At 61.4% G+C, this 19,975-nt stretch carries 19 protein-coding genes and 1 pseudogene; 10 read left to right on the forward strand and 10 right to left on the reverse strand.

Annotated features, from left to right (window positions below; genetic code table 11):
* Window positions 1-70: 70 nt before the first annotated feature.
* The 3 genes and pseudogenes from GHK62_RS27975 to GHK62_RS27985 all read right to left on the reverse strand — a co-directional run.
* Window positions 71-430: pseudogene (locus GHK62_RS27975) on the reverse strand (endonuclease domain-containing protein); the annotation flags it as partial.
* 86 nt (window positions 431-516) lie between these two features.
* Entirely contained in the window at window positions 517-1,332 is an 816-nt protein-coding gene (locus GHK62_RS27980; RefSeq protein WP_153442196.1) for a DsbA family protein, read from the reverse strand.
* A gap of 117 nt (window positions 1,333-1,449) precedes the next feature.
* Window positions 1,450-1,962, reverse strand: a complete 513-nt coding sequence (locus GHK62_RS27985; RefSeq protein ID WP_184108506.1) for a DUF721 domain-containing protein — start codon at window positions 1,960-1,962, stop codon at window positions 1,450-1,452.
* A 191-nt stretch (window positions 1,963-2,153) separates the two neighbouring features.
* Between GHK62_RS27985 and mutY the strand changes: the two genes are divergently transcribed.
* The 3 genes from mutY to GHK62_RS28000 all read left to right on the forward strand — a co-directional run bounded on the left by mutY (window position 2,154) and on the right by GHK62_RS28000 (window position 5,094).
* On the forward strand, window positions 2,154-3,245 hold the full coding sequence (gene mutY, locus GHK62_RS27990) for an A/G-specific adenine glycosylase (protein ID WP_153442197.1): 1,092 nt from the start codon (window positions 2,154-2,156) through the stop codon (window positions 3,243-3,245).
* Window positions 3,246-3,310: 65 nt separating this feature from the next.
* Window positions 3,311-3,928, forward strand: a complete 618-nt coding sequence (locus GHK62_RS27995) for an HAD family hydrolase (RefSeq protein WP_153442198.1) — start codon at window positions 3,311-3,313, stop codon at window positions 3,926-3,928.
* Between the two features lie 128 nt (window positions 3,929-4,056).
* Window positions 4,057-5,094, forward strand: coding sequence for a calcium-binding protein (locus GHK62_RS28000; RefSeq protein ID WP_153442199.1), 1,038 nt, complete (start codon window positions 4,057-4,059; stop codon window positions 5,092-5,094).
* A gap of 273 nt (window positions 5,095-5,367) precedes the next feature.
* Here GHK62_RS28000 and GHK62_RS28005 read toward each other — a convergent pair whose 3' ends face one another.
* The 3 genes from GHK62_RS28005 to GHK62_RS28015 form a co-directional block, all read right to left on the reverse strand.
* On the reverse strand, window positions 5,368-6,498 hold the full coding sequence (locus GHK62_RS28005) for a site-specific DNA-methyltransferase (protein WP_153442200.1): 1,131 nt from the start codon (window positions 6,496-6,498) through the stop codon (window positions 5,368-5,370).
* Between the two features lie 151 nt (window positions 6,499-6,649).
* Window positions 6,650-7,009: an antibiotic biosynthesis monooxygenase family protein gene (locus GHK62_RS28010; protein WP_153442201.1), complete on the reverse strand. Its 360-nt coding sequence runs from the start codon at window positions 7,007-7,009 to the stop codon at window positions 6,650-6,652.
* Between the two features lie 4 nt (window positions 7,010-7,013).
* The gene (locus GHK62_RS28015; protein WP_153442202.1) at window positions 7,014-7,334 is read right to left on the reverse strand and encodes an NIPSNAP family protein; all 321 of its coding nucleotides are present in this window, start codon (window positions 7,332-7,334) and stop codon (window positions 7,014-7,016) included.
* 71 nt (window positions 7,335-7,405) lie between these two features.
* Between GHK62_RS28015 and GHK62_RS28020 the strand changes: the two genes are divergently transcribed.
* The gene (locus GHK62_RS28020; protein WP_153442203.1) at window positions 7,406-8,086 is read left to right on the forward strand and encodes an ArsR/SmtB family transcription factor; all 681 of its coding nucleotides are present in this window, start codon (window positions 7,406-7,408) and stop codon (window positions 8,084-8,086) included.
* Here the strand turns inward: GHK62_RS28020 and GHK62_RS28025 are convergent.
* The 3 genes from GHK62_RS28025 to GHK62_RS28035 form a co-directional block, all read right to left on the reverse strand.
* The gene (locus GHK62_RS28025; protein ID WP_184108505.1) at window positions 8,066-8,524 is read right to left on the reverse strand and encodes a DUF1284 domain-containing protein; all 459 of its coding nucleotides are present in this window, start codon (window positions 8,522-8,524) and stop codon (window positions 8,066-8,068) included. The two genes, GHK62_RS28020 and GHK62_RS28025, sit on opposite strands and share 21 nt — an antisense overlap.
* Entirely contained in the window at window positions 8,521-9,108 is a 588-nt protein-coding gene (locus GHK62_RS28030; RefSeq protein ID WP_153442204.1) for a biotin transporter BioY, read from the reverse strand. Before GHK62_RS28030 ends, GHK62_RS28025 begins: the two co-directional genes overlap by 4 nt.
* 312 nt (window positions 9,109-9,420) lie before the next feature.
* A complete protein-coding gene (locus GHK62_RS28035) occupies window positions 9,421-10,089 on the reverse strand; it encodes a GntR family transcriptional regulator (RefSeq protein WP_153442205.1) in 669 nt (222 codons plus the stop codon).
* Between the two features lie 180 nt (window positions 10,090-10,269).
* Between GHK62_RS28035 and GHK62_RS28040 the strand changes: the two genes are divergently transcribed.
* Both GHK62_RS28040 and GHK62_RS28045 read left to right on the forward strand, forming a co-directional pair.
* Window positions 10,270-10,965 (forward strand): HAD family hydrolase, encoded by a 696-nt coding sequence (locus GHK62_RS28040; RefSeq protein WP_153442206.1) that lies wholly within the window; start codon window positions 10,270-10,272, stop codon window positions 10,963-10,965.
* A gap of 198 nt (window positions 10,966-11,163) precedes the next feature.
* On the forward strand, window positions 11,164-12,270 hold the full coding sequence (locus GHK62_RS28045) for a branched-chain amino acid ABC transporter substrate-binding protein (protein ID WP_153442207.1): 1,107 nt from the start codon (window positions 11,164-11,166) through the stop codon (window positions 12,268-12,270).
* Between the two features lie 180 nt (window positions 12,271-12,450).
* Here GHK62_RS28045 and GHK62_RS28050 read toward each other — a convergent pair whose 3' ends face one another.
* Window positions 12,451-12,996, reverse strand: a complete 546-nt coding sequence (locus tag GHK62_RS28050; protein WP_184108504.1) for a hypothetical protein — start codon at window positions 12,994-12,996, stop codon at window positions 12,451-12,453.
* Between the two features lie 474 nt (window positions 12,997-13,470).
* On the opposite strand from GHK62_RS28050, the gene thrC reads away from it, so the two are divergent.
* The 4 genes from thrC (at window position 13,471) to GHK62_RS28070 (ending at window position 19,968) form a co-directional block, all read left to right on the forward strand.
* Window positions 13,471-14,871, forward strand: a complete 1,401-nt coding sequence (gene thrC / locus GHK62_RS28055) for a threonine synthase (protein ID WP_153442264.1) — start codon at window positions 13,471-13,473, stop codon at window positions 14,869-14,871.
* Between the two features lie 15 nt (window positions 14,872-14,886).
* Window positions 14,887-16,188, forward strand: a complete 1,302-nt coding sequence (locus GHK62_RS28060; protein WP_153442208.1) for a M16 family metallopeptidase — start codon at window positions 14,887-14,889, stop codon at window positions 16,186-16,188.
* Between the two features lie 256 nt (window positions 16,189-16,444).
* Window positions 16,445-17,056, forward strand: coding sequence for a GNAT family N-acetyltransferase (locus GHK62_RS28065; protein ID WP_153442209.1), 612 nt, complete (start codon window positions 16,445-16,447; stop codon window positions 17,054-17,056).
* Window positions 17,056-19,968, forward strand: coding sequence for a sensor domain-containing phosphodiesterase (locus tag GHK62_RS28070; protein ID WP_153442210.1), 2,913 nt, complete (start codon window positions 17,056-17,058; stop codon window positions 19,966-19,968). The genes GHK62_RS28065 and GHK62_RS28070 overlap by 1 nt, the downstream gene beginning before the upstream one ends.
* The last annotated feature ends 7 nt before the right edge of the window (window positions 19,969-19,975 follow it).

The raw sequence follows: 19,975 nt of genomic DNA on the forward strand, positions 1-19,975 counted from the left end.
CTCCCCCGTTGTGGGGGAGATGCCCGGCAGGGCAGAGGGGGGTGGGCCACGAATGCATCACTCGAATGCCCCCTCCCCCGATCACGCGCACGATGTGCTCACACACATTATCGATATCGCGCAGCACGTCATCATTCCAGAAACGCAGCACCGTCCAGCCATCCGCCTCCAGACGCTGGCTACGCTGCCGGTCGTAATCGATATCCCCTGCTCTCGCATGCTGTGAACCGTCTATCTCGACGATCAGCCGATGCTCGGCGCATGCAAAATCAACAACGTAGCCGGCAATCGGAACCTGCCGGCGAAAGCCTAGCCCCATCAGGCGGTGCGCACGCAACTCGTTCCAGAGCTTGAGTTCTGCATCTGTCATCGCACTGCGCATGCGGCGCGCATTGGCGCGGGTTCTCGGCAAAACATCAACGTGAGGCATGCGATGCCCTCACTTGCTGTAAGCACCGAATGCAAAAAACGGGCGCACGGCTGCCGCCGTCGCCCGCCATTCGAATAAGCGAAGGATCAGAGCTTGCTGTCGATGAGGGCCGACATAACGTCAACCGACATGTCCCCCGAATAGTGCTCACCATTGACGAAGAAGGTCGGCGTCGACTTGACGCCGAAATCCTTGGCGCCCCTCTGCATCACTGCATTCACATCATCCAGAAGTTTTTGGTTCGTCAAGCAGGCCTCGAAGCTCTCCTGTGTAAAACCGGCGAGTTTCGACATCTGCAGGAGCGCATCGCGGCCGTTCTGCGCTGCGGCCCACTGCTCCTGCTGCTTGAACAGCATCGAGATCATCGGGAAATACTGCCCTTCGGGCGCGCAGCGTGCCAGCATGAAAGCCGCGGCGGCGCGCGGATCGAACGGGAATTCGCGCACGATGAAGCGGACCTTGCCGCTGTCGACATATTTCGCCTTGATCGCGTCGAAGGTCTTGTTGTGGAAGTTCGCGCAGTGCGGGCAGGTCATCGACATGTATTCGACGATCGTCACCGGCGCATTGGCTTCGCCCAGAGCCATTTCCGGCAGCGCTCCCGGTTCGAGCAGCTTCTTCACGTCGACGCTGCCTTCCGACTGCGGCAGTTCAACCTTGGCCGCCGGGGGCGTGGCTGCCTGGGCGACCTCGGTTTCAGCAGGCTTCGCCTCGCCGGTGGCGGCGGGCGCTGCCGGCGTGGACGCAGTTGTCGTAGCCTCCGTGGTCGCGCTGGTTTCAGTCGGCGCAGTCGAAGCCGTCTCCTTCTTTTCCTCGCTGCAGGCGGCGAGCATCAGGGCGAGCGCGGCGACGGCGGCACCGCCCAGAAGGCGTTTCGAAAGGCTCTTTTCGGAAGCGGACATGAATGTGACCCGTGTTCTGTGAGGGAAAATTAAATTGCGAATTCGATAACTTGCCTTGCTGGAGGCGACAAGGGGCGCCGTCTCAACTGAATTCAAAGAAACGTGACCGCTTGAAGATCACGTTTCCTTCCTGCGCGACGAAAACACTGATGTGCCAAGACGCCGGAGCGCGGCCTTCAGCGCCTCGCTTTCCACACCTTCCACCATGGCTTCGAGCTTTCGCGCAGGCTCGCCGACGAGCGGACGCTGACGACGGGACGGCTTGGGTGCGGCCGCAACCGGCTTCTGCACGATCCGGACCTGACCGATCGCGTAGAAACCGAAAAACCCGTTGATCCGCTGGATCAGTTCGCCCTGGGCGTGGGTCAGGAAAAGCGCTCTCGCGCCCTCGCAGGCGACGGTCAGAACGCCAGGCTGATGGCCGCCCTCGCCGCCCATTTCAGAAGCACGACGTGGCCAGGCGATTTTTTCCGGCCGTGTACAGTCGGCAAACTCCGGACCGGCGATTTCGTCCCAGGAGCCGAGCAGCATGGTGTTGATGCCCGCGCGCTTGGCGAGCACCGGATCGATCAGGCTGTTTGCGACCTCGCTGATCTGGACGACGCCCCTGCGGGCCTTCTCTTGATTCACCGGCACGACTTTCTGTTTGCAGTTCCGATTGCGCCTTGAAGCCTACTGCATGTTTCCTTAAATCGTAGCCGATTTAAGGATAAAAACATGCAGCAATTCAAAGTGCTACAGCGTCCTTTGCGCGTCTCATAAGTCGCGCGGCGCTGTAGTGACGTCATCCAACTATAGGCCGGAAAAGGATTCCCCGGCAAATGAAGCACGACACCCCGGCGGCGGACGCCACCTTTCTTCTTCTCGACTGGTACGATCGCCACCACCGCGATCTTCCTTGGCGGGTCTCGCCGCCAATGGCGCGAAAGGGCGTCATCGCCGATCCTTACCACGTCTGGCTGTCCGAGGTCATGCTGCAGCAGACCACCGTCCAGGCGGTCAAGGCCTATTTCAACAAGTTCCTGACGCTGTGGCCGACGATCAACGATCTTGCCGCTGCTGATACCGAAGACGTGATGAAAGCTTGGGCTGGGCTCGGCTATTACGCCCGTGCGCGCAACCTGAAGAAATGTGCCGAAGCGGTGGCGGCCGAGCACGGCGGACGCTTTCCGGACGGTGAGGACACGCTGAAAGCACTTCCCGGTATCGGCGGCTACACGGCGGCGGCAGTCGCGGCGATCGCCTTCAACCGCCGAAGCGCCGTTCTCGACGGCAATGTCGAGCGCGTGATCTCGCGGCTCTACGCCATCGAAACGCCACTGCCGGCGGCCAAGCCGGAAATGCGGGCGCGAGTCCTTGCCCTGACGCCTGAGGACCGCCCGGGTGACTTCGCGCAGGCGATGATGGATCTCGGCGCGACGATCTGCACGCCGAAGCGGCCGGCCTGCTCGCTCTGTCCCTTCCGCGCAAGCTGTATGGCGCTTGCAACGGCCGACCCCGAAACATTTCCACGCAAGGCGGAAAAGAGGCAAAAACCGCTGCGCCTCGGCGCCGCATTCGTGGCGATCGACCGCTCGAACGCCGTCTATCTGCAGAAGCGCGCCGGCACCGGCCTTCTCGGCGGTATGACCGAGGTGCCCGGAACGGGATGGACCGCCCGCCACGACGGCGAAACCTCGGTCGATGCCCAACCGTTTGCCGCGCCTTGGCAGGCCTGCGGAACGATCACGCATGTTTTTACGCATTTCGAGTTGCGCCTGTCGGTCTACCGCGCCAATGTTCAGCGCCCCGAGACGGGAACGAACGGATGGTGGGAGCCGGTCGCATCGCTCGGGGCGCAAGCATTGCCAACCGTCATGAAAAAGGCAATCGCCCAGGCTATACCAAACGCCTTCAAGACCGAGCGAAGCTAGGCTCAGGCGAGAAGCGTTTTCATCAGTTTCCCCGCACAGGACTTTGAAACATCTAAGGATTGCCGATGAGCAGCGCAAACATCCGCCACATCGTCTTCGACATCGGCAAGGTGTTGATCCATTACGATCCGCGTCTTCCCTACTGCCGCATCATTCCGGATGAAGCCGAGCGCAACTGGTTCTTCGCCAATGTCTGCACCCATGACTGGAACGTCGAGCAGGATCGAGGACGCTCGTGGGAAGAAGCGGAGGAGATTTTGGTTCGGGTACACCCGGATCGCGAGGACCAGATTCGGGCGTTTCGCAAATGCTGGCACGAGATGGTGCCGCATGCCTATGTCGAGACCGTTTCCCTGATGGAGGGACTGATCGCCGAAGGGCGCGACGTCACCATGCTTACCAATTTTGCGTCGGACACCTTCCGCGAGGCCCAGAAGCTTTATCCCTTCCTGACGCTGGCACGCGGCGTGACGGTCTCCGGCGATGTCGGCCTGATCAAGCCGGAAGTCGCGATCTATCGGGCCCATGCGAAAGCCTTCGATCTGGAGCCCGCCGCCACGCTCTTCATCGACGACAGCATGGCCAATGTGGAGGGCGCGCGCAGTGCGGGTTGGCACGCGGTTCACTTCACTGACGCCGAGAAGCTGAAGGTCGATCTCGCCTGCTATGGCATTCAGCACTAAGACCGTTCGGGGATGCCCGTACTGGCTGTAAAATCATCAAAGCGCCACAATCGGTTCAGCCGCCATTCAGCTCGCGCCGTTCATGATCAGGACCAGAATTCGACGCCCACTCTGAAAGGTTCTGTTCCATGGCCACGCGTATCTACGGCACGAACTACAGCGACAAGATCGTCCAGAACGGCTATATCTCGGTAGAGATCTATGCCCTTGATGGAAATGACCAGATTTATCTGAACAGGACCGACAGTTACGGCGGATATAACTTCGTCGATGCGGGATACGGCAACGACGTTGTCGTTAATTACTTCGAGGGCGGCAACGATATCTTCATGGGCGCCGGCGACGATCTTTATATCGCCGACGCCCGTGTCCGTGACGCCAGCTCCTACGACGTGGTTTACGGCGGCAGCGGCAACGACCGCTTCGAGATCGAAACCTACGCCAGCGACTATTACGGCGATAGCGGCAACGACACCTTCCTTTCCGTCGGGTTCAAGAACTACTTCAACGGCGGCACCGGCGTCGACACCATCAGCTATCAACTGCAGGACAGCTTCGGTTCGGAGCGCGGCCGGGGCGTGACGATCGACCTCGGCTACAAATATGCGACCACCGGCACCGGCCGCCGGGAAGACCTGATCAGCATCGAGAATGCGACGGGCACCAACTACGGCCATGACGACATTACCGGCAGCTCGGTCGCCAATGTGCTGCGTGGGCTCGGCGGCCACGACATTCTCGAAGGCCTCGGCGGCGACGATTTCCTCGATGGCGGCACCGGCGACGACGATCTCTATGGTGGTTCGGGCGCCGATATCCTGCGCGGCGGCACCGGCTTCGACTATCTCAACGGCGGCACCGGCACCGACAGCTTCGATTTCAACTCGATCAGCGAATCGGCCGTCGGCAGCCGGCGCGACGTGATCGCCGACTTCCACCGGTCGGAATGGGACGTCATCGACCTTTCGACGATCGACGCCGACACGACCTGGAGCGGAAACCAGAGTTTTACCTTCATCGGCAGCCGCGGCTTTTCCGGCGAGGCGGGCGAGTTGAATTTCCGCTCCGGCGTCGTCTCGGGCGATGTCAATGGCGACGGCTACGCCGATTTCCAGATCAAGGTAAACGGCGTGTCCAGCCTGCGGGTCGACGACTTCTTTCTCTGATTGTTTGCTTTTTGGCATGGAGCCCTGGCTGCGAACAGCAGCCGGGGCCTCGCTGTTCCAAAAACCAGCGATTCTATGGCCCGGAGCGTATGCGATCGTCTCCCCGCAAAAGCGGGGAGAAGGTGGCCGGCAGGCCGGATGAAGGGCCGTTCCTACTTCATACAAACGCCCGGAATCCTCATCGGATTCCGGGCGTTTAAAGCTCTCCCTCCGGGACTGAAGGTACAAAAACCGGATGGAGCGCTTTTCGAAGACCCGAGCGGAACTGGTTGATCAGTTCAGTTTTGCCAGGTCATTTCGAATGACGGATCGGAGTTCGTCGATGGGCTTCAGACTGTTGCCCTCTTCGAAGTGCCAGAACGTCCATCCGTTGCAGGCATCAAGGCCCTGTACCTTCGCGCCAAGGCGGTGGATGGAACCGGCCTCGCCACCCGAGGCAAGCGTTCCGTCCGCGCGCACGATCGCGCTGTAGCGACGCTTGGCATCGGTCAGAACTGCGCCGGGCTTGATCAGTCCGCTTTCGATCAGTGTGTTGAAGGCAACGCGTGGCTCCGCCTTCTTGCCGGTCATGACGGAAAGCGTCGCCTTACCGAGCGGCTCGACAGCTGCGATGCGTTCGGCCGCGGCATCGATATAATCCTGCTCGCGCTCGATGCCGACGAAATGGCGGCCGAGGCGCTTGGCGACGGCACCAGTGGTGCCGGAGCCGAAGAACGGATCGAGCACGATATCGCCCGGCTTTGTCGAGGCCATCAGGATACGGGCGAGAAGCGCCTCGGGCTTTTGCGTCGGATGCACCTTCTTGCCATCGTCACCTTTCAGACGCTCGGCCCCGGAGCAGATCGGGAACAGCCAGTCGGAGCGCATCTGAACGTCGTCGTTCGCCGCCTTCATGGCTTCGTAGTTGAAGGTGTAGCCCTTGGCCTTTGCGTTCGGCGTCGCCCAGATCAGCGTTTCATGTGCATTCTGGAAACGGCGGCCCTTGAAGTTCGGCATCGGATTGGTCTTGCGCCAGATGATGTCGTTCAAGATCCAGAAATGCAGGTCCTGCAGGATCGCGCCGACCCGGAAGATATTGTGGTAGGAACCGATCACCCAGAGCGTGCCGGTCGGCTTCAGGACACGGCGGCAGGCAAGCAGCCACGCTCGGGTAAAGGCGTCATAAGCCTCGAAGGAGGCGAACTGGTCCCAGTCGTCGTCGACGGCATCGACCAGCGATTGGTCAGGCCGGTGCAGCATGCCGCCGAGCTGGAGATTGTAGGGCGGGTCGGCAAAAACGACATCGACGGAATTATCGGGAAGCGCGTTCAGCGCGGCCACGCAATCTCCCTTGATGATGCTGTCGAGCCAGTTCAACGGACGGGCGGCACGGGAGATTTCGGCAAGCGAAACAACTGAAGACATGGACAACTCGCAAAATACGCTTACTCGGACTGACTATACGCTTATGGTTACCGAAGATGGTTACCAAAGGCTGAAACCGTTCCGGAAAAATTTGCGTCCATGCTTACGCCGACCGATCCGCGATCGGTGGCCCAGCTTTGAAGCGCCTCGCTCAAGTCGTTTGGGCTCGATCGTGCCATTGCCGGCTATCCGGCGGCGCCTGATCGCGATCGTTGAGGCCGTAGTCCCGGACGACCGTCGCGATCCTCAGCCGATAATCGGCAAAGACTCCCCGCCGGCCCGCCTCCTGGGCTGCGCGATGTTCGGCACCGTTACGCCAGGCCTTTACCGCCGCCTCGTCTCGCCAGAAGGAAAGCGACAGCAACTTGTTCGGATCGGCAAGGCTTTGAAACCGCTCGATCGAAATGAAGCCGTCGATCCCGTCCAGCAGAGGACGCAGATCGGCGGCAAGGCCAAGATAGGTGTCACGCTCGTCCTCGGACGGCGCGACTTCGAATATTACCGCAATCATCGCGTCATTCCTTTCCTTGCGGCAGAGAGACGTTCCTCAAAAAGATACGGTCCTCCTTGAGAATGAAGCGCTCACGCCTGGCGAATTCGTAGTTCTCGCGACCGAGCGGATCGGCGGCGAGCCGCGCTCGATAGGCTTCGTAGGCGGCAAGACTCTCGATGTTATAGACGCCGTAGCCAATCGTAGCCGACCCCTCGTGCGGGCCAAAATAGCCGATGAGATCGGCACCGCAGCGGGGAATGGCTTCGCCCCAATTGCGGGCATAGGCCGCGAAATCGTCCTTGCGGAACGGGTCGATCTCGTAACGGATGAAACAGGTGATCATGGTCGTCTCCTTCGTGATGAAGACAACTATGCCGCCTTGTTCGGCGCGAATGCTTCGATTATGATCGAAGTATGAAGGAAGGTCCGGACATTGCCCTGATCGGCTCGCTCATCGGCGATCCTGCGCGCGCCAACATGCTGACCGCGTTGATGGGCGGCCGGGCTTTGACGGCCACGGAGCTTGCGACGCATGCCGGAATAACGCTGCAGACCGCAAGCTCGCATCTTGCCAAGCTGGAGGCCGGCGGGTTGCTCACGCAGCGCAAGCAGGGCCGCCACCGTTATTATGCCTTGAGCGAGGACGAGGTCGGGCTGATGCTCGAAAGCATCATGGGCTTTGCGGCAAGCCGTGGGTTGACGCGGCATCGACCGGGACCGAAGGACCCGGCGCTCAGAAAGGCGCGTGTCTGCTACAATCACCTCGCTGGTGACTACGGGGTACGCATGCTCGACAGCCTGGTCGCCGCGCGCCAAATCGACGTAACCGGTGATGACCTTGTGCTGACCGATGCCGGTCAGGCGCGCGTCGAGGCCCTGGGCATCGACTATGCCGCGCTCAAGAAATCCCGGCGGCCGATCTGCCGGACCTGCCTCGACTGGAGCGAGCGCCGCTCGCATCTTGCCGGCTCGCTCGGCGAGGCACTCCTGACCCTCTTCATCGACAAGGGGTGGGCGAGGCGCGAGCAGAACAGCCGCGCCATTCGCTTTACCGATACCGGCGAAAAAGCCTTCTCAGAGCTCTTCCCGCAATAAGGCAGGCGGCGCCCACCCGGCTCGAACGACCGCGCCGGCAAAGCCATCGCGCGCGACGCGCGTGCAGAGGGCGGACCATTCGCATTCATCGCAGGCACCACGGACAGAACCAAGCGCAAAGGCGCCGCGCATGTCCTGAAGACGCCGGTCGTCGAGAATGAGAACGGAGCCTGGGCCAAGCGGAAACCCAAGCAGGTCGGCTACTGCAGCCAAGGCCCGACTGTCGCGACCGCGGATATTCTCGTTGCGGCAATGAGCTTCGGCCAAACCCAGCATCGGCGCACAGATATCGTCCGGCCCTTCGACGATCTCGATCGGCTCGCCGGCGGAAAGGCGACGGGCAACGACTTGGTAGTTGCGGGTGAACGAGGGCGTATAGCCCTCGCCCACGAAAGTCAGCAGGCACAGAAGGTGATGCCCGCGCAGGCGAACCGTCACAGCAGGTCCGCCGGCTCACGAACACGGTCCTGGATTCCCTTCAGAACTGCGGCGGCGAGCGCCGATTTCAGGACGGCACCGAGCAGGAACGGGACGACACCCAACATGACCGCCTTGTCGAGGCCGATCAGCGTCGCGAGCCAGGCCGCGCCGATGACGAGGCAGAGTATGTTGGCGGAAAAGTGCGCGAGGAAGCTCAGCACCACCCGATCGCCCGTCCAGCCCCGGCCAGCCAGCCAACCAGCAAGGCCGCCGATCAACGGAAAAGAGACAAGATAGCCGGCGGTCGGACCGGCGAAATGGGCGATGCCGCCGGCGCCGTTTGCAAGCACCGGCAAGCCGACGATGGCTTCCGCCAACCAGGCGAGGATCGCGACCACGCCGAGGCGCCAGCCGTAGATAACACCGATCATGGTGACTGCGAACGTCTGCATGGTGATCGGCACCGGCACCATCGGCACGCTGATCTGCGAAGAAAGCGCAAGAAAGCCGGTGCCTGCCAGCACGAACAGGGCCTTGAGCGGCAACGCCTTACCGCCGAGACGAAGCGGATCGAAGGCAGACGCAGAAACGAGTTCGGACATGGGTTCTCCTAAACCAGTATTTCACGATTATAGATAATTTCTAGAACTATCTATAATTCGCTCAATACCCGTAAGCAGAGGTGCAATCAATAGCTAGAGGCCACGAAATCGCCGGCCCCTACATGCCGCGCATCTTTTGAGACGCGCAAAATCGCGCCGTAGAGCTTTGAATCACTGCATGATTTTTTCCTCAATCGGTTCCCACTTGAGGAATCATGCAGTAGGCTACCGGAAGGCCCCGGCGGACCTTCAGCGAGCCCTCGCTCTAAAATTATAGATAATTCGAAACACTCCACCCCGGTCGGGCGTGCGCTAGCCGACGATCGAAAAGGCGTCGCGAACTTCGCCTGAGGCCGTCCTTACCGGAGTCTTGCCGATCCATCCGACATGACGCTCGAGAATGGCGGCCGCCTCGTCGCCCTTCCCCTGACGGAGAGCCGTCAGGATCGCGCGATGATCATGATCCGTGCGCGCCTCCCAACTCGACCGCCAGGCCGAGAAGAGAAATCGGGCACTTGCCGCGTGAAGATCGTCAATCGCGGCGAGCAGGCGCGGCATACCGCAGGGCTCGAGAATGATCCGGTGAAAGGCACGGTTCGCCGCCTCCCAGGAGCGCACATCTCTGGAACTGTCTGCCGCGGCCGTTGCCGCCTCGGCCCTGTCCAGGATCGCCGGCGTCAGGTGAGGCACGGCGTGGCGCAGCGCCAGGACTTCCAGGGCGGCCCGCATCTCGGCCACTTCACGCACCTCCTTGAGGTCGAAAGCAGCGACACGCACGCCGCGGCGCGGCTCGCTCACGGCAAGCCCCTGCGCCTCCAGCCTACGAAAGGCCTCGCGAACGGGAACATGGCTGGCGCCGAATTCCTCTGCAACGTGATCCTGCCGCAGCCGCTCGCCTGGCGGCAGCACTCCGGAGATGATCCTTTCGGCAAGCACGCGGCTGATGCGGCTCGCAAGCGTGTCGTCACGTTCCTTGTTCATGCGCTACAGATAGAGGTGCATCCCGACGCTGTCGAGCAAGCTCGCATGCGCATCCGGCGATTTCCAAAGGTTGAGCTTTGGACCGCCATCGTATAAAGCTCGCTCGACTGCCGCTTTCGCCGCGATCCAGACTCCTCCCCCTGCCGCTGGCGTATTTTCTCCCAAGGAACTGACCCCCAAATGACCGGTATCGATCTCATTATCTTCGATTGCGACGGCGTGCTCGTCGACTCGGAAATCATCGCCTCGGAAGTCGAGGCCGGATTGCTGACGGAAGCGGGCTACCCGATCAGTGTCGAGGAAATGGCCGAGCGTTTCGCCGGCATGACCTGGCACAACACGCTGCTGGCGATCGAGAAAGAGGCGAGTATTCCACTGTCGGCATCGCTGATCGACAAGGTCGATGCCATTCTCGACAAGCGGCTCGCCCGCGATGTCAAGATCATCGAGGGCGTCAAGCCGGCACTGATGCAGCTGACGCTGCCGCACTGCGTCTGCTCCAACTCCACCTCCGAGCGCCTTGCCATCATGCTCGGCAAGGTCGGCATCAAGGACCATTTCGGCAAGCATATCTATTCCGCGCGCGATCTCGGCCCGGACCGCGTCAAGCCGAAGCCAGATATCTTCCTGCACGGTGCCGCCCAATTCGGTATCGAACCCTCGCGCGTCCTCGTTATCGAGGACTCGGTGCATGGTATTCATGGCGCACGCGCCGCAGGGATGCGGGTCCTCGGCTTCACCGGCGGTGCCCATACCTATCCTTCGCACGCGGACAAATTGACCGAAGCTGGCGCCGAGACGGTGATTTCCCGCATGGCGGTTTTGCCCGGCGTGATCGCCGCGCTCGCCGAATGGTCGGAGTCCATGACGGCCTGACGGCCGTGCGATCCTTTTCGCCCCGGCTGCTGCCGGGACGGAAAATCCCGCGGGTTGCGATGGGGGCGCGTTCACTTTGCACAAGGACGCCATGCCGCATTGATTGCGCTTGACCTTCCTTCAAAATCATGGCTTTCGCACTGCGCCCAGGGGCTATATCAAGCAGTCTACAAGCGTTACTTCCAAGGAGGAGACATTATGCGTCTTTCGATATTGACCGGTTTGACGTTGGCGGCCAGTGTCGCTTTCGCACCGCTCGCCCATGCCGATATCACGATTGGCGTGATCACCCCGCTCACGGGCCCGGTCGCCGCCTTCGGCGAGCAGGTCAAGAACGGCGCCGAAGCGGCGGTCGAGGCCATCAACAATGCCGGCGGCATCAATGGCGAAAAGATCGTCATCAAGATCGTCGATGACGCCGGTGAGCCCAAGCAAGCCGTATCCGTTGCAAACCAGCTTGCCGGCGAAGGCCTGCGCTATGTTGTCGGCCCGGTAACCTCCGGCACCTCGATGCCGGCATCGGACGTGCTCGCGGAAAACGGCATCCTGATGGTCACGCCGACGGCGACGACGCCGGACCTCACGACCCGCGGCCTGTGGAACGTGCTGCGTACCTGCGGGCGGGATGACCAGCAGGCGGTCGTTGCCGCCGACTATGTCATCAAGAACCTAAAGGACAAGCGCGTCGCCGTGCTGCACGACAAGGCCGCCTATGGCAAGGGGCTTGCCGACGGGTTCAAGGCCGCGATCAACGCGGGCGGCATCACCGAAGTCGTCTACGAGGGCCTGACCCCCGGCGAAAAGGACTTCGGCGCCATCGTCACGCGCCTCAAGGCCGAGAACGTCGACGTCGTCTATTTCGGCGGCTATCATGCCGAAGGCGGCCTGCTCGTTCGCCAGATGCGCGACCAGGGCGTAAACGCCCAGCTTCTCGGCGGCGATGGCCTCTCTAATACCGAGTTCTGGGCAATCGGCGGCGAAGCGGCGAGCGGCACGGTTTACACCAATGCAAGCGACGCGACCCGCAACCCGGCAGCCGCTCCGGTGATCGAGGCCCTCAAGGCCAAGAACATCCCCGCAGAAGCCTTCACGCTCAATGCCTATGCCGCCGTGCAGGTCCTCAAGGCCGGCATCGAAAAAGCGGGCTCCGCCGAGGACCCGAACGCAGTCGCGACGGCAATCAAGTCCGGCGACGCGATCGATACCGTCATTGGCAAGCTGACCTACGGCGAAACCGGCGATCTCACCTCGCCGAGCTTCTCGCTCTACAAATGGGAAGCCGGCCAGAGCGTCCCGGCCGAATAAGGCGGCCGCGAACGGATAAAAAAACGCCGGGGCATGCCCCGGCGTTTTTTGTTGCGCGCTGTGGGATTTCGCGTCCACCTACAGCGCCGCGCGTCTTGCCAGACGCGCAAAGGACGCTGTAGCGCTTTGCTGCATGTTTTTATCCTTAAATCGGCTACGATTTAAGGAAACATGCAGTAGTCACTGCGTCCGGTACGGTCCCTCATCGAAGCCGACGAAAACCTTGGCCTCGGCGCCGGCACCAGCGGGAATCGTCACGTCGGCCTTGGTGAAAACAAACTGGGTCGAGGCGCTGCCCTGCGGAACCTCGACCGGAAATTGGGTGAGTTCGGAATAAAGCGTTTTTTTACCGTCCGTCGCGGCAACGCGGATCGGCAGGGTCACCTTGCCGGGTCCTCCAGCGGGGCCCGCCACGACACGTCCCTGCACCACCACCGTTACCTTGAGCGCATCTTCACTCTGCACGCATTGACGCGTGGTGTCGGCGAGCGACGCCTGATAGACGACCTTGGTCGGATCGTCCTTCGCGCCCTTCGCATAGGTGCGGTAGCTGGACGTCCCGTCCCGAAGCGTAATCTGAGGGCAGGCCGCCTGTATTACCGCCGGCGTAGCAGCGGACGCACTTCCGCCAGATTCGATGGCGCCGCCCGTTTGCGTCTTGTTACAGCCGGCGAGCGCCGCAAGAAGCGATACGGCGAGAACACGGCGAGATACTTTGCCAAACACGTTACACAACCTCTGCTGAACCCGGTTAAACACCAGATCACGATGAGTTTGGACTGGATCAATCCAAAATCATCGTGATCGATTTCAATAGGTTAGAGCGCGATGGAGCAGTGACCCCCCTTTATCCCAATCGCGCCTCCACTGCATGTTTCCCTAGATGCACCCGATCTAGGGCCAAGACATGCAGCAATTCAAAAGTGCGGCCTTTGCGCGTCTGATTAAGGCGCGCGGCACCGTAGACCGAAAACGTTCGGTCAGGGCCTTTCACGGCCCACGGGCATCGTCTATAGCAGCGGCGTTTTGAAAAATCGATCCAGTCAGCGGTCCTATGAAGAAGATTCCGGGGGAGCGTGGCCAGCCGGAATTGCCATGGTGACAAGATTGACGGGGTGTTTTGCCGGGGATTGACGCAATAAGGCGGCCGGGTCGGGCGGACCTCAGGGCCGTACGCGTGGACAGGACGAAGGGGTGAAAATGGTGAAGTATGTTTCGACACGGGGAGAAGCGGCGCCCCTCGGTTTCTGCGACGCCCTCCTCGCAGGGCTCGCGCGTGACGGCGGGCTCTACCTGCCGAAGGAATGGCCGACGCTCTCGAAGAAGGAGATACGGGCGCTGCGCGGCAAGTCCTATCAGGAAATCGCCTTTGCCGTGCTCGAGCCCTTCACCAACGGCGAAATTCCGGCCACGAAGTTTCGCGAGATGATCGACGAAGCCTATGCCACCTTCCGGCATCCGGCCGTCGTGCCGCTGGTGCAGACCGGGGCGAATTCCTTCGTGCTGGAGCTCTTCCACGGCTCGACGCTCGCCTTCAAGGACGTGGCCATGCAGTTGCTCGCCCGCCTGATGGATCATGTGCTTGCGGAGCGCGGCGAACGGGCGACCATCGTCGGCGCGACGTCCGGCGATACCGGTGGCGCGGCAATCGACGCTTTTGCCGGCAGGGAACGCACCGACATCTTCATTCTCTTCCCGCACGGCAAGGTCTCGCCGGTGCAGCAAAGGCAGATGACCACGTCCACGGCCGCGAACGTGCATGCGATTGCGATCAAGGGTAATTTCGACGACTGCCAGAATCTCGTCAAAGCGATGTTCAACGACCAGAGCTTCCGCGACGGCGTCAAGCTCTCGGGCGTCAACTCGATCAACTGGGCCCGCATCATGGCCCAGATCGTCTACTATTTCACCGCCGCGATCTCGCTTGGCGGCCCCGACCGCAAGATTTCCTTCACCGTCCCGACCGGCAATTTCGGCGACATCTTCGCAGGCTACGTGGCCAAGCGTATGGGCTTGCCGATCGACAAGCTGATCATTGCGACCAACGAGAACGACATTCTTGCACGCACGCTGAAAACCGGCCGATACGAAATGCGCGAGGTCAAGGCAACCACATCGCCCTCGATGGACATCCAGATCTCCTCCAACTTCGAAAGACTGTTGTTCGAGGCTTACGATCGCGATCCGGCCATGGTGCGTGCTGCCATGGCAGGCCTCAAGCAATCGGGCTCCTTCGCGATCGACGACGGTGCCTTGAAAAAAATTCGCAAGGAGTTCCGCGCGGCCCGCGCCTCGGAAAAAGAAGTGGCGAAGACAATCCGCAAGACCTTTGAGGGCAGCGGCTATCTCCTTGATCCGCATACAGCAATCGGCGTGTTCGTGGCGGCCAAACACGAGAAATCCTCTGCACCGATGGTGACGCTTGCGACGGCCCATCCGGCGAAATTCCCCGACGCAGTAAAATCGGCAAGTGGTATTGACCCCGCGCTTCCAACGTGGCTTGCTGATCTCATGAATAGGGCGGAGCGTTTCGATATCCTGGACCCGGAGCTTAAGAACGTCGAAACCTTCATCGGCGAGCGTACCCGCGTTCGGGAGTAGAACGAGAAGAAACGTATGATGAAAGTTAAGTGCACCCAGCTCCCTTCCGGGCTGACGGTGGTGACCGAGCGAATGCCGCATCTCGAAAGCGTGGCGCTCGGCGTCTGGATCAAGTCCGGTTCGCGCAACGAAACCGTGGATGAACACGGCATAGCGCACCTGCTGGAGCACATGGCTTTCAAGGGGACCCGGCGGCGCAGTGCCCGCCAGATCGCTGAGGAAATCGAAAATGTCGGCGGCGAACTCAACGCCGCCACCTCCACCGAAACGACCTCCTACTACGCCCGCGTTCTCAAGGATCATGTGCCGCTGGCTGTCGACATCCTCGCCGACATCCTGACGGACTCGACCTTCGACGCCGAGGAACTCAGGCGTGAGAAACACGTCATTCTGCAGGAAATCGGTGCCGCGGACGACACACCGGACGACGTCGTCTTCGACCGCTTCGCCGAGACGGCCTATCGCGACCAGACGGTCGGCCGCCCGATCCTCGGCACGCCGGACACCGTCATGTCGTTTTCGCCCGACCAGATTCGCCATTACCTCGGCCGCAACTACACGACCGACCGGATCTTCATCGTGGCAGCCGGCGCGGTCGAGCACGACGCCTTCGTACGCGAGGTCGAAACACGCTTTTCCGCCCTGCCGCGCCTGCCGCACTCCTCTCCCGTTCTCGATACCGCGCGTTACACCGGCGGCGACAGCCGTGAGAGCCGCGACCTCATGGATGCGCAGGTCCTGCTCGGCTTCGAGGGGAAAGCCTACCATGCACGCGACTTCTACTGCTCGCAGATCCTCGCCAACATTCTCGGCGGGGGAATGTCTTCGCGCCTGTTCCAGGAAGTGCGCGAGCACCGGGGCCTCTGTTATTCCGTCTATGCCTTTCACTGGGGCTTCTCCGACACCGGCATTTTCGGCGTCCATGCTGCCACCGGCGGTGAAAACCTGCCGGAACTGATGCCGGTGATCGTCGACGAACTGCGCAAATCATCGATGAGCATCGAGCAGCAGGAAATCGAGCGCGCCCGTGCGCAGATCCGCGCGCAGTTGCTCATGGGGCAGGAAAGCCCTGCGGCGCGCGCAGGACAGATCGCCCGCCAGATGATGCTCTACGGCCGCCCCATCCCCAATGAGGAATTGATGGAACGGCTCTCCGGCATCACGAAGGAGCGCCTTACCGATCTCGCCGGTCGCTTGTTCTTCGATACGGTCCCGACGTTGTCGGCGATCGGCCCGCTTGAACATCTGGCTCCTATGGGCGACATCCTGTCGTCTCTCAGCCCCAGGGCGGCCGAGACTCATGCCGTGGCGATCTGACCGGATCTGCCGCCGAGCAACGGCCTAACCTGGCGAAACCGAAGTGTTTTTCTTGTACAATTCCTGAAAATCGGATTCGATTCGAGCGCGAAGTTGTGCAACGTTTCAGAAGTGCGGCGGCGCTACCGGAAAGCTTGATCGGCGGCGCCGTTGACGGGAGGCATACGTCCCGTCGCGCGTAAATGGCTGGGACGGACGAGGAAAATCCAGACGGCTTTCAGCCCCGCCCCGCCGCGATCCTGGTCTGGAGGGACATATGGCACGATCGGTTTTTCGGTTTCTGTCGCGGCAGCCCGAGTCGATCGAGATCGCCAACCGGGACTATCTGCTCCGCCTTCCCCGATACGCCGACTATCGCCAATGGTATCAGCTGCGCAGCGAGAGCCGCGCCTTTCTGGAGCCGTGGGAGCCCAGCTGGCGTGCCGACGAAATGACCGAGAGCGCGTTTCGCGGCCGCGTCATCCGCAACGAGCAGGAATATGCCTCCGGCCAGGCCGTTCCCCTGTTCCTTTTCCAGAAGCCCGACGAAACACTCCTCGGCGGCCTCACCATCGGACATATCCGGCGCGGCGCCGCCCAGAACTGCATGATCGGCTATTGGATGGGGCAGAAATTTGCGGGCCAGGGTCACATGTACGAGGCCCTCAAGCTGACGATTCCCTACATCTTTTCGGTCCTTGAGTTGCACCGTATTGAAGCAGCCTGTATTCCAGAGAATGCTCGGAGCATCCGGCTCCTTGAAAAGGCCGGCTTTGAGCGTGAAGGCTATTTGAGACAGTACTTGAAGATAAACGGGCAGTGGCGGGACCATCTGATGTTTTCCCTCCTGCCCGCAGACGCCGTACCGAACAGGAATATGCCCCTTTGATGCCCCTGACCTCTAAGCCGTTCGCGCGACCAGCCGCAAAGCTGGCGGCGTTTCTGGTCGCATTCGCCGTCTTCGCCATTGGCCTTGCCGGCGGCGTTGCGCATGCGCTCGAACCGGTGAAGATCTCTCGCGAAGATACGGCACTCGATCTGACGGCGACGACCGAGATCTACAGTGGAAGGGGCGAGGCGTTCCAGGTTTCGACCGCGCCCGGCACCGACGGCATCGTGCGCCGCATCGAGGTGCGATCGAGTACCGAAAATCACCAGGGCGACTGGGCGGTTTTCGCGCTCGCAAATGTCTCCGAGGAGCAGCTCGAGCGCGTGATCGTCGCGCCGCATTTCCGGCTCGTGAATTCAAAGCTGTTCTGGCCGGATCTCGGGTCGCAGCGCATCCTCTCTATCACGCCGAGCGAAGGCTTTGCCCTCGACCGGCAGCCGAGCGATGAGGCCGACGTCTTCCGCATCACCCTCAATCCGGGCGCCGTCATCACGTTCGTCGCCGAGCTTGCCACCCCCGATCTGCCGCAAATCTATCTTTGGCAGCCCGATGCCTACAAGGACACGGTCAACGCGTTCACGCTCTACCGTGGGATCGTGCTCGGGATCGCCGGTCTCCTGGCGGTGTTCCTCACCATCCTCTTCGTCGTCAAGGGAACCTCGATGCTTCCGGCGACGGCGGCGCTTGCCTGGGCAGTGCTTGCCTATATCTGCGTCGATTTCGGTTTCCTGTCGAAACTGATCAGCGTTACCGCCGGCGATGAGCGAATATGGCGAGCGGGTACCGAAGTCTTCCTGGCGGCGGGACTGGTCGTTTTCCTGTTCACCTACCTCAACCTCAATCGCTGGCATCAGCATCTCGGCTATGCAACGCTCGCCTGGATTCTCGGACTGGCACTGCTCTTCGGCGTCGCCGTCTATGACCCTGCGATCGCCTCGGGCATTGCCCGCCTCTCCTTCGCGCTGACGGCAAGCGTCGGCATCGTGCTGATCGCTTATCTCGGCTTCAACCGCTACGACCGCGCAATCCTTCTGGTTCCGGCCTGGCTATTGATCCTTGTCTGGCTTTTCGGTGCATGGCTCGCGGTCACGGGCCAGCTCGCCAACGATATCGTCCAGCCGGCGCTCGGCGGCGGCCTCGTGCTGATCGTGCTCTTGATCGGCTTCACCGTGATGCAACATGCCTTTGCGGGCGGCGCCTATCAGCAGGGCCTTTTCTCCGATCTGGAGCGGCAGTCGCTCGCGCTTACCGGATCGGGCGACACCGTGTGGGATTGGGACGTCGCGCGCGACCGCGTCGTGACCATCCCGGACATCTCGCACCAGCTCGGGCTGTCGCTCGGAACCATGAACGGCCCCGTCCGCAACTGGGTGCCGCGCCTCCACCCGGACGACCGCGACCGGTTCCGCGCGACACTCGACGTGCTGCTGGAGCATAGGCGCGGCCGGCTGAACCATGAGTTCCGCGTGCGTGCTGAAGATGGCCACTATCATTGGCTGTCGATCCGCGCGCGCCCCGTGCTCGGCGCAAACGGCGAGATCATCCGCTGCGTCGGGACCATCGTCGACATCACCGAACAGCGCAATTCGATCGAGCGGCTGCTGCACAACGCGCTCCACGACAATCTGACCGGCCTTCCGAACAGGCAGGTGTTTCTCGACCGCTTGCAGGCAATCCTGCTGATGGCAGACGGATCCAGCACAGTGCGGCCGACCGTTCTTGCGATCGACATCGATCGCTACAAGCAGGTCAACGATTTGCTCGGCATCGCGGCTGGCGACAACATTCTCATCGCGTTGACGCGCCGTCTGCGCCGTCTATTGCGCCCGCAGGACACTCTGGCACGCCTCGGCGGCGACCAGTTCGGCCTCATCCTTCTCTCCGAGCGCGATCCGGCGAAAATCGCCGACTTTGCCGATGCGGTCAGCAAGGCGATCATGGTCCCGCTCAACTACGGCAATCGCGAGATCAATCTCACCGCCTCGATCGGCCTGGTTTCCTGGCTCGACCAGGAGCAGAGCGCAGCCGGGCTTCTGGACGACGCGGAGCTGGCGATGTTCCGCGCCAAGAAGGCGGGCGGCAACCGCGTCGAACCGTTCCGTCCGGCCTTCAGAACATCGGGATCGGACCGCCTGCAGCTCGAGGCGGACCTCAAGCGGGCGATCGAGCGCAAGGAACTTTCGCTGGTCTACCAGCCGATCGTTCGGCTCAACGATGCTGAAATCGCCGGCTTCGAGGCGCTGATGCGCTGGGATCATCCGAAGCGTGGCAATGTCTCGCCGACGGAGTTTATCCCGATCGCCGAGAATTCCGATCTCATCAATCAGCTTGGCATGTTCGCCTTCGAAAAGGCGACCAACGATCTTACCGATTGGCAGATACAGACGGGCGACCTGCCGATTTTCGTTGCGATCAATCTTTCGAGCGCACAGCTTCTGAACAACGAGCTCTATGACGACATCCGCGCCGTTCTCAACAAGAACCGCTGCGATCCCGCAAAAGTCAAGATGGAGCTGACGGAATCGCTGGTGATGGAAAACCCGGAACAGGCGCGGCTCGTCCTCGAAAAACTCAAGGAGGCGGGCCTGCGGCTGGCGCTCGACGATTTCGGCACCGGCCACTCGTCGCTCTCCTACCTGACGCGTTTCCCCTTCGACACGATCAAGATCGACAAGGCGCTCGTTCGCGATCCGAGCGACAAGCGCGGTATCCTCTTGCGTTCCGTGATCACGATGGCTCGCGAACTCGATATGCAAGTGGTGGCCGAGGGCATCGAGTCCGAAGAAGATGCGATCCAACTCGCGCAGATGGGTTGCGATTACGGCCAGAGTTTCCTCTTCGGTCCGCCGGTCGGATCGGAATCGATCCTGCGCCTGCTGAAGGAACGATTTCCCTTGATGAAGAGGGCGTAGCCCGCGA

It is taken from the genome of Sinorhizobium terangae (genome assembly GCF_009601505.1).
In the GTDB taxonomy this organism is placed as follows: domain Bacteria; phylum Pseudomonadota; class Alphaproteobacteria; order Rhizobiales; family Rhizobiaceae; genus Sinorhizobium; species Sinorhizobium terangae.

What these genes read in the sequence shown, in the direction of transcription:
- GHK62_RS28045 (WP_153442207.1), top strand. Translation starts at nt 11,164, where the DNA reads ATGCGTCTTTCGATATTGACCGGTTTGACGTTGGCGGCCAGTGTCGCT.
- GHK62_RS28005 (WP_153442200.1), bottom strand. Translation starts at nt 6,498, where the DNA reads ATGTCTTCAGTTGTTTCGCTTGCCGAAATCTCCCGTGCCGCCCGTCCG.
- GHK62_RS28000 (WP_153442199.1), top strand. Translation starts at nt 4,057, where the DNA reads ATGGCCACGCGTATCTACGGCACGAACTACAGCGACAAGATCGTCCAG.
- GHK62_RS28060 (WP_153442208.1), top strand. Translation starts at nt 14,887, where the DNA reads ATGATGAAAGTTAAGTGCACCCAGCTCCCTTCCGGGCTGACGGTGGTG.
- GHK62_RS28010 (WP_153442201.1), bottom strand. Translation starts at nt 7,009, where the DNA reads ATGATTGCGGTAATATTCGAAGTCGCGCCGTCCGAGGACGAGCGTGAC.
- GHK62_RS28070 (WP_153442210.1), top strand. Translation starts at nt 17,056, where the DNA reads ATGCCCCTGACCTCTAAGCCGTTCGCGCGACCAGCCGCAAAGCTGGCG.
- thrC (WP_153442264.1), top strand. Translation starts at nt 13,471, where the DNA reads ATGGTGAAGTATGTTTCGACACGGGGAGAAGCGGCGCCCCTCGGTTTC.
- GHK62_RS28035 (WP_153442205.1), bottom strand. Translation starts at nt 10,089, where the DNA reads ATGAACAAGGAACGTGACGACACGCTTGCGAGCCGCATCAGCCGCGTG.
- GHK62_RS27995 (WP_153442198.1), top strand. Translation starts at nt 3,311, where the DNA reads ATGAGCAGCGCAAACATCCGCCACATCGTCTTCGACATCGGCAAGGTG.
- GHK62_RS28065 (WP_153442209.1), top strand. Translation starts at nt 16,445, where the DNA reads ATGGCACGATCGGTTTTTCGGTTTCTGTCGCGGCAGCCCGAGTCGATC.
- GHK62_RS28020 (WP_153442203.1), top strand. Translation starts at nt 7,406, where the DNA reads ATGAAGGAAGGTCCGGACATTGCCCTGATCGGCTCGCTCATCGGCGAT.
- GHK62_RS28030 (WP_153442204.1), bottom strand. Translation starts at nt 9,108, where the DNA reads ATGTCCGAACTCGTTTCTGCGTCTGCCTTCGATCCGCTTCGTCTCGGC.
- mutY (WP_153442197.1), top strand. Translation starts at nt 2,154, where the DNA reads ATGAAGCACGACACCCCGGCGGCGGACGCCACCTTTCTTCTTCTCGAC.
- GHK62_RS27980 (WP_153442196.1), bottom strand. Translation starts at nt 1,332, where the DNA reads ATGTCCGCTTCCGAAAAGAGCCTTTCGAAACGCCTTCTGGGCGGTGCC.
- GHK62_RS28015 (WP_153442202.1), bottom strand. Translation starts at nt 7,334, where the DNA reads ATGATCACCTGTTTCATCCGTTACGAGATCGACCCGTTCCGCAAGGAC.
- GHK62_RS28040 (WP_153442206.1), top strand. Translation starts at nt 10,270, where the DNA reads ATGACCGGTATCGATCTCATTATCTTCGATTGCGACGGCGTGCTCGTC.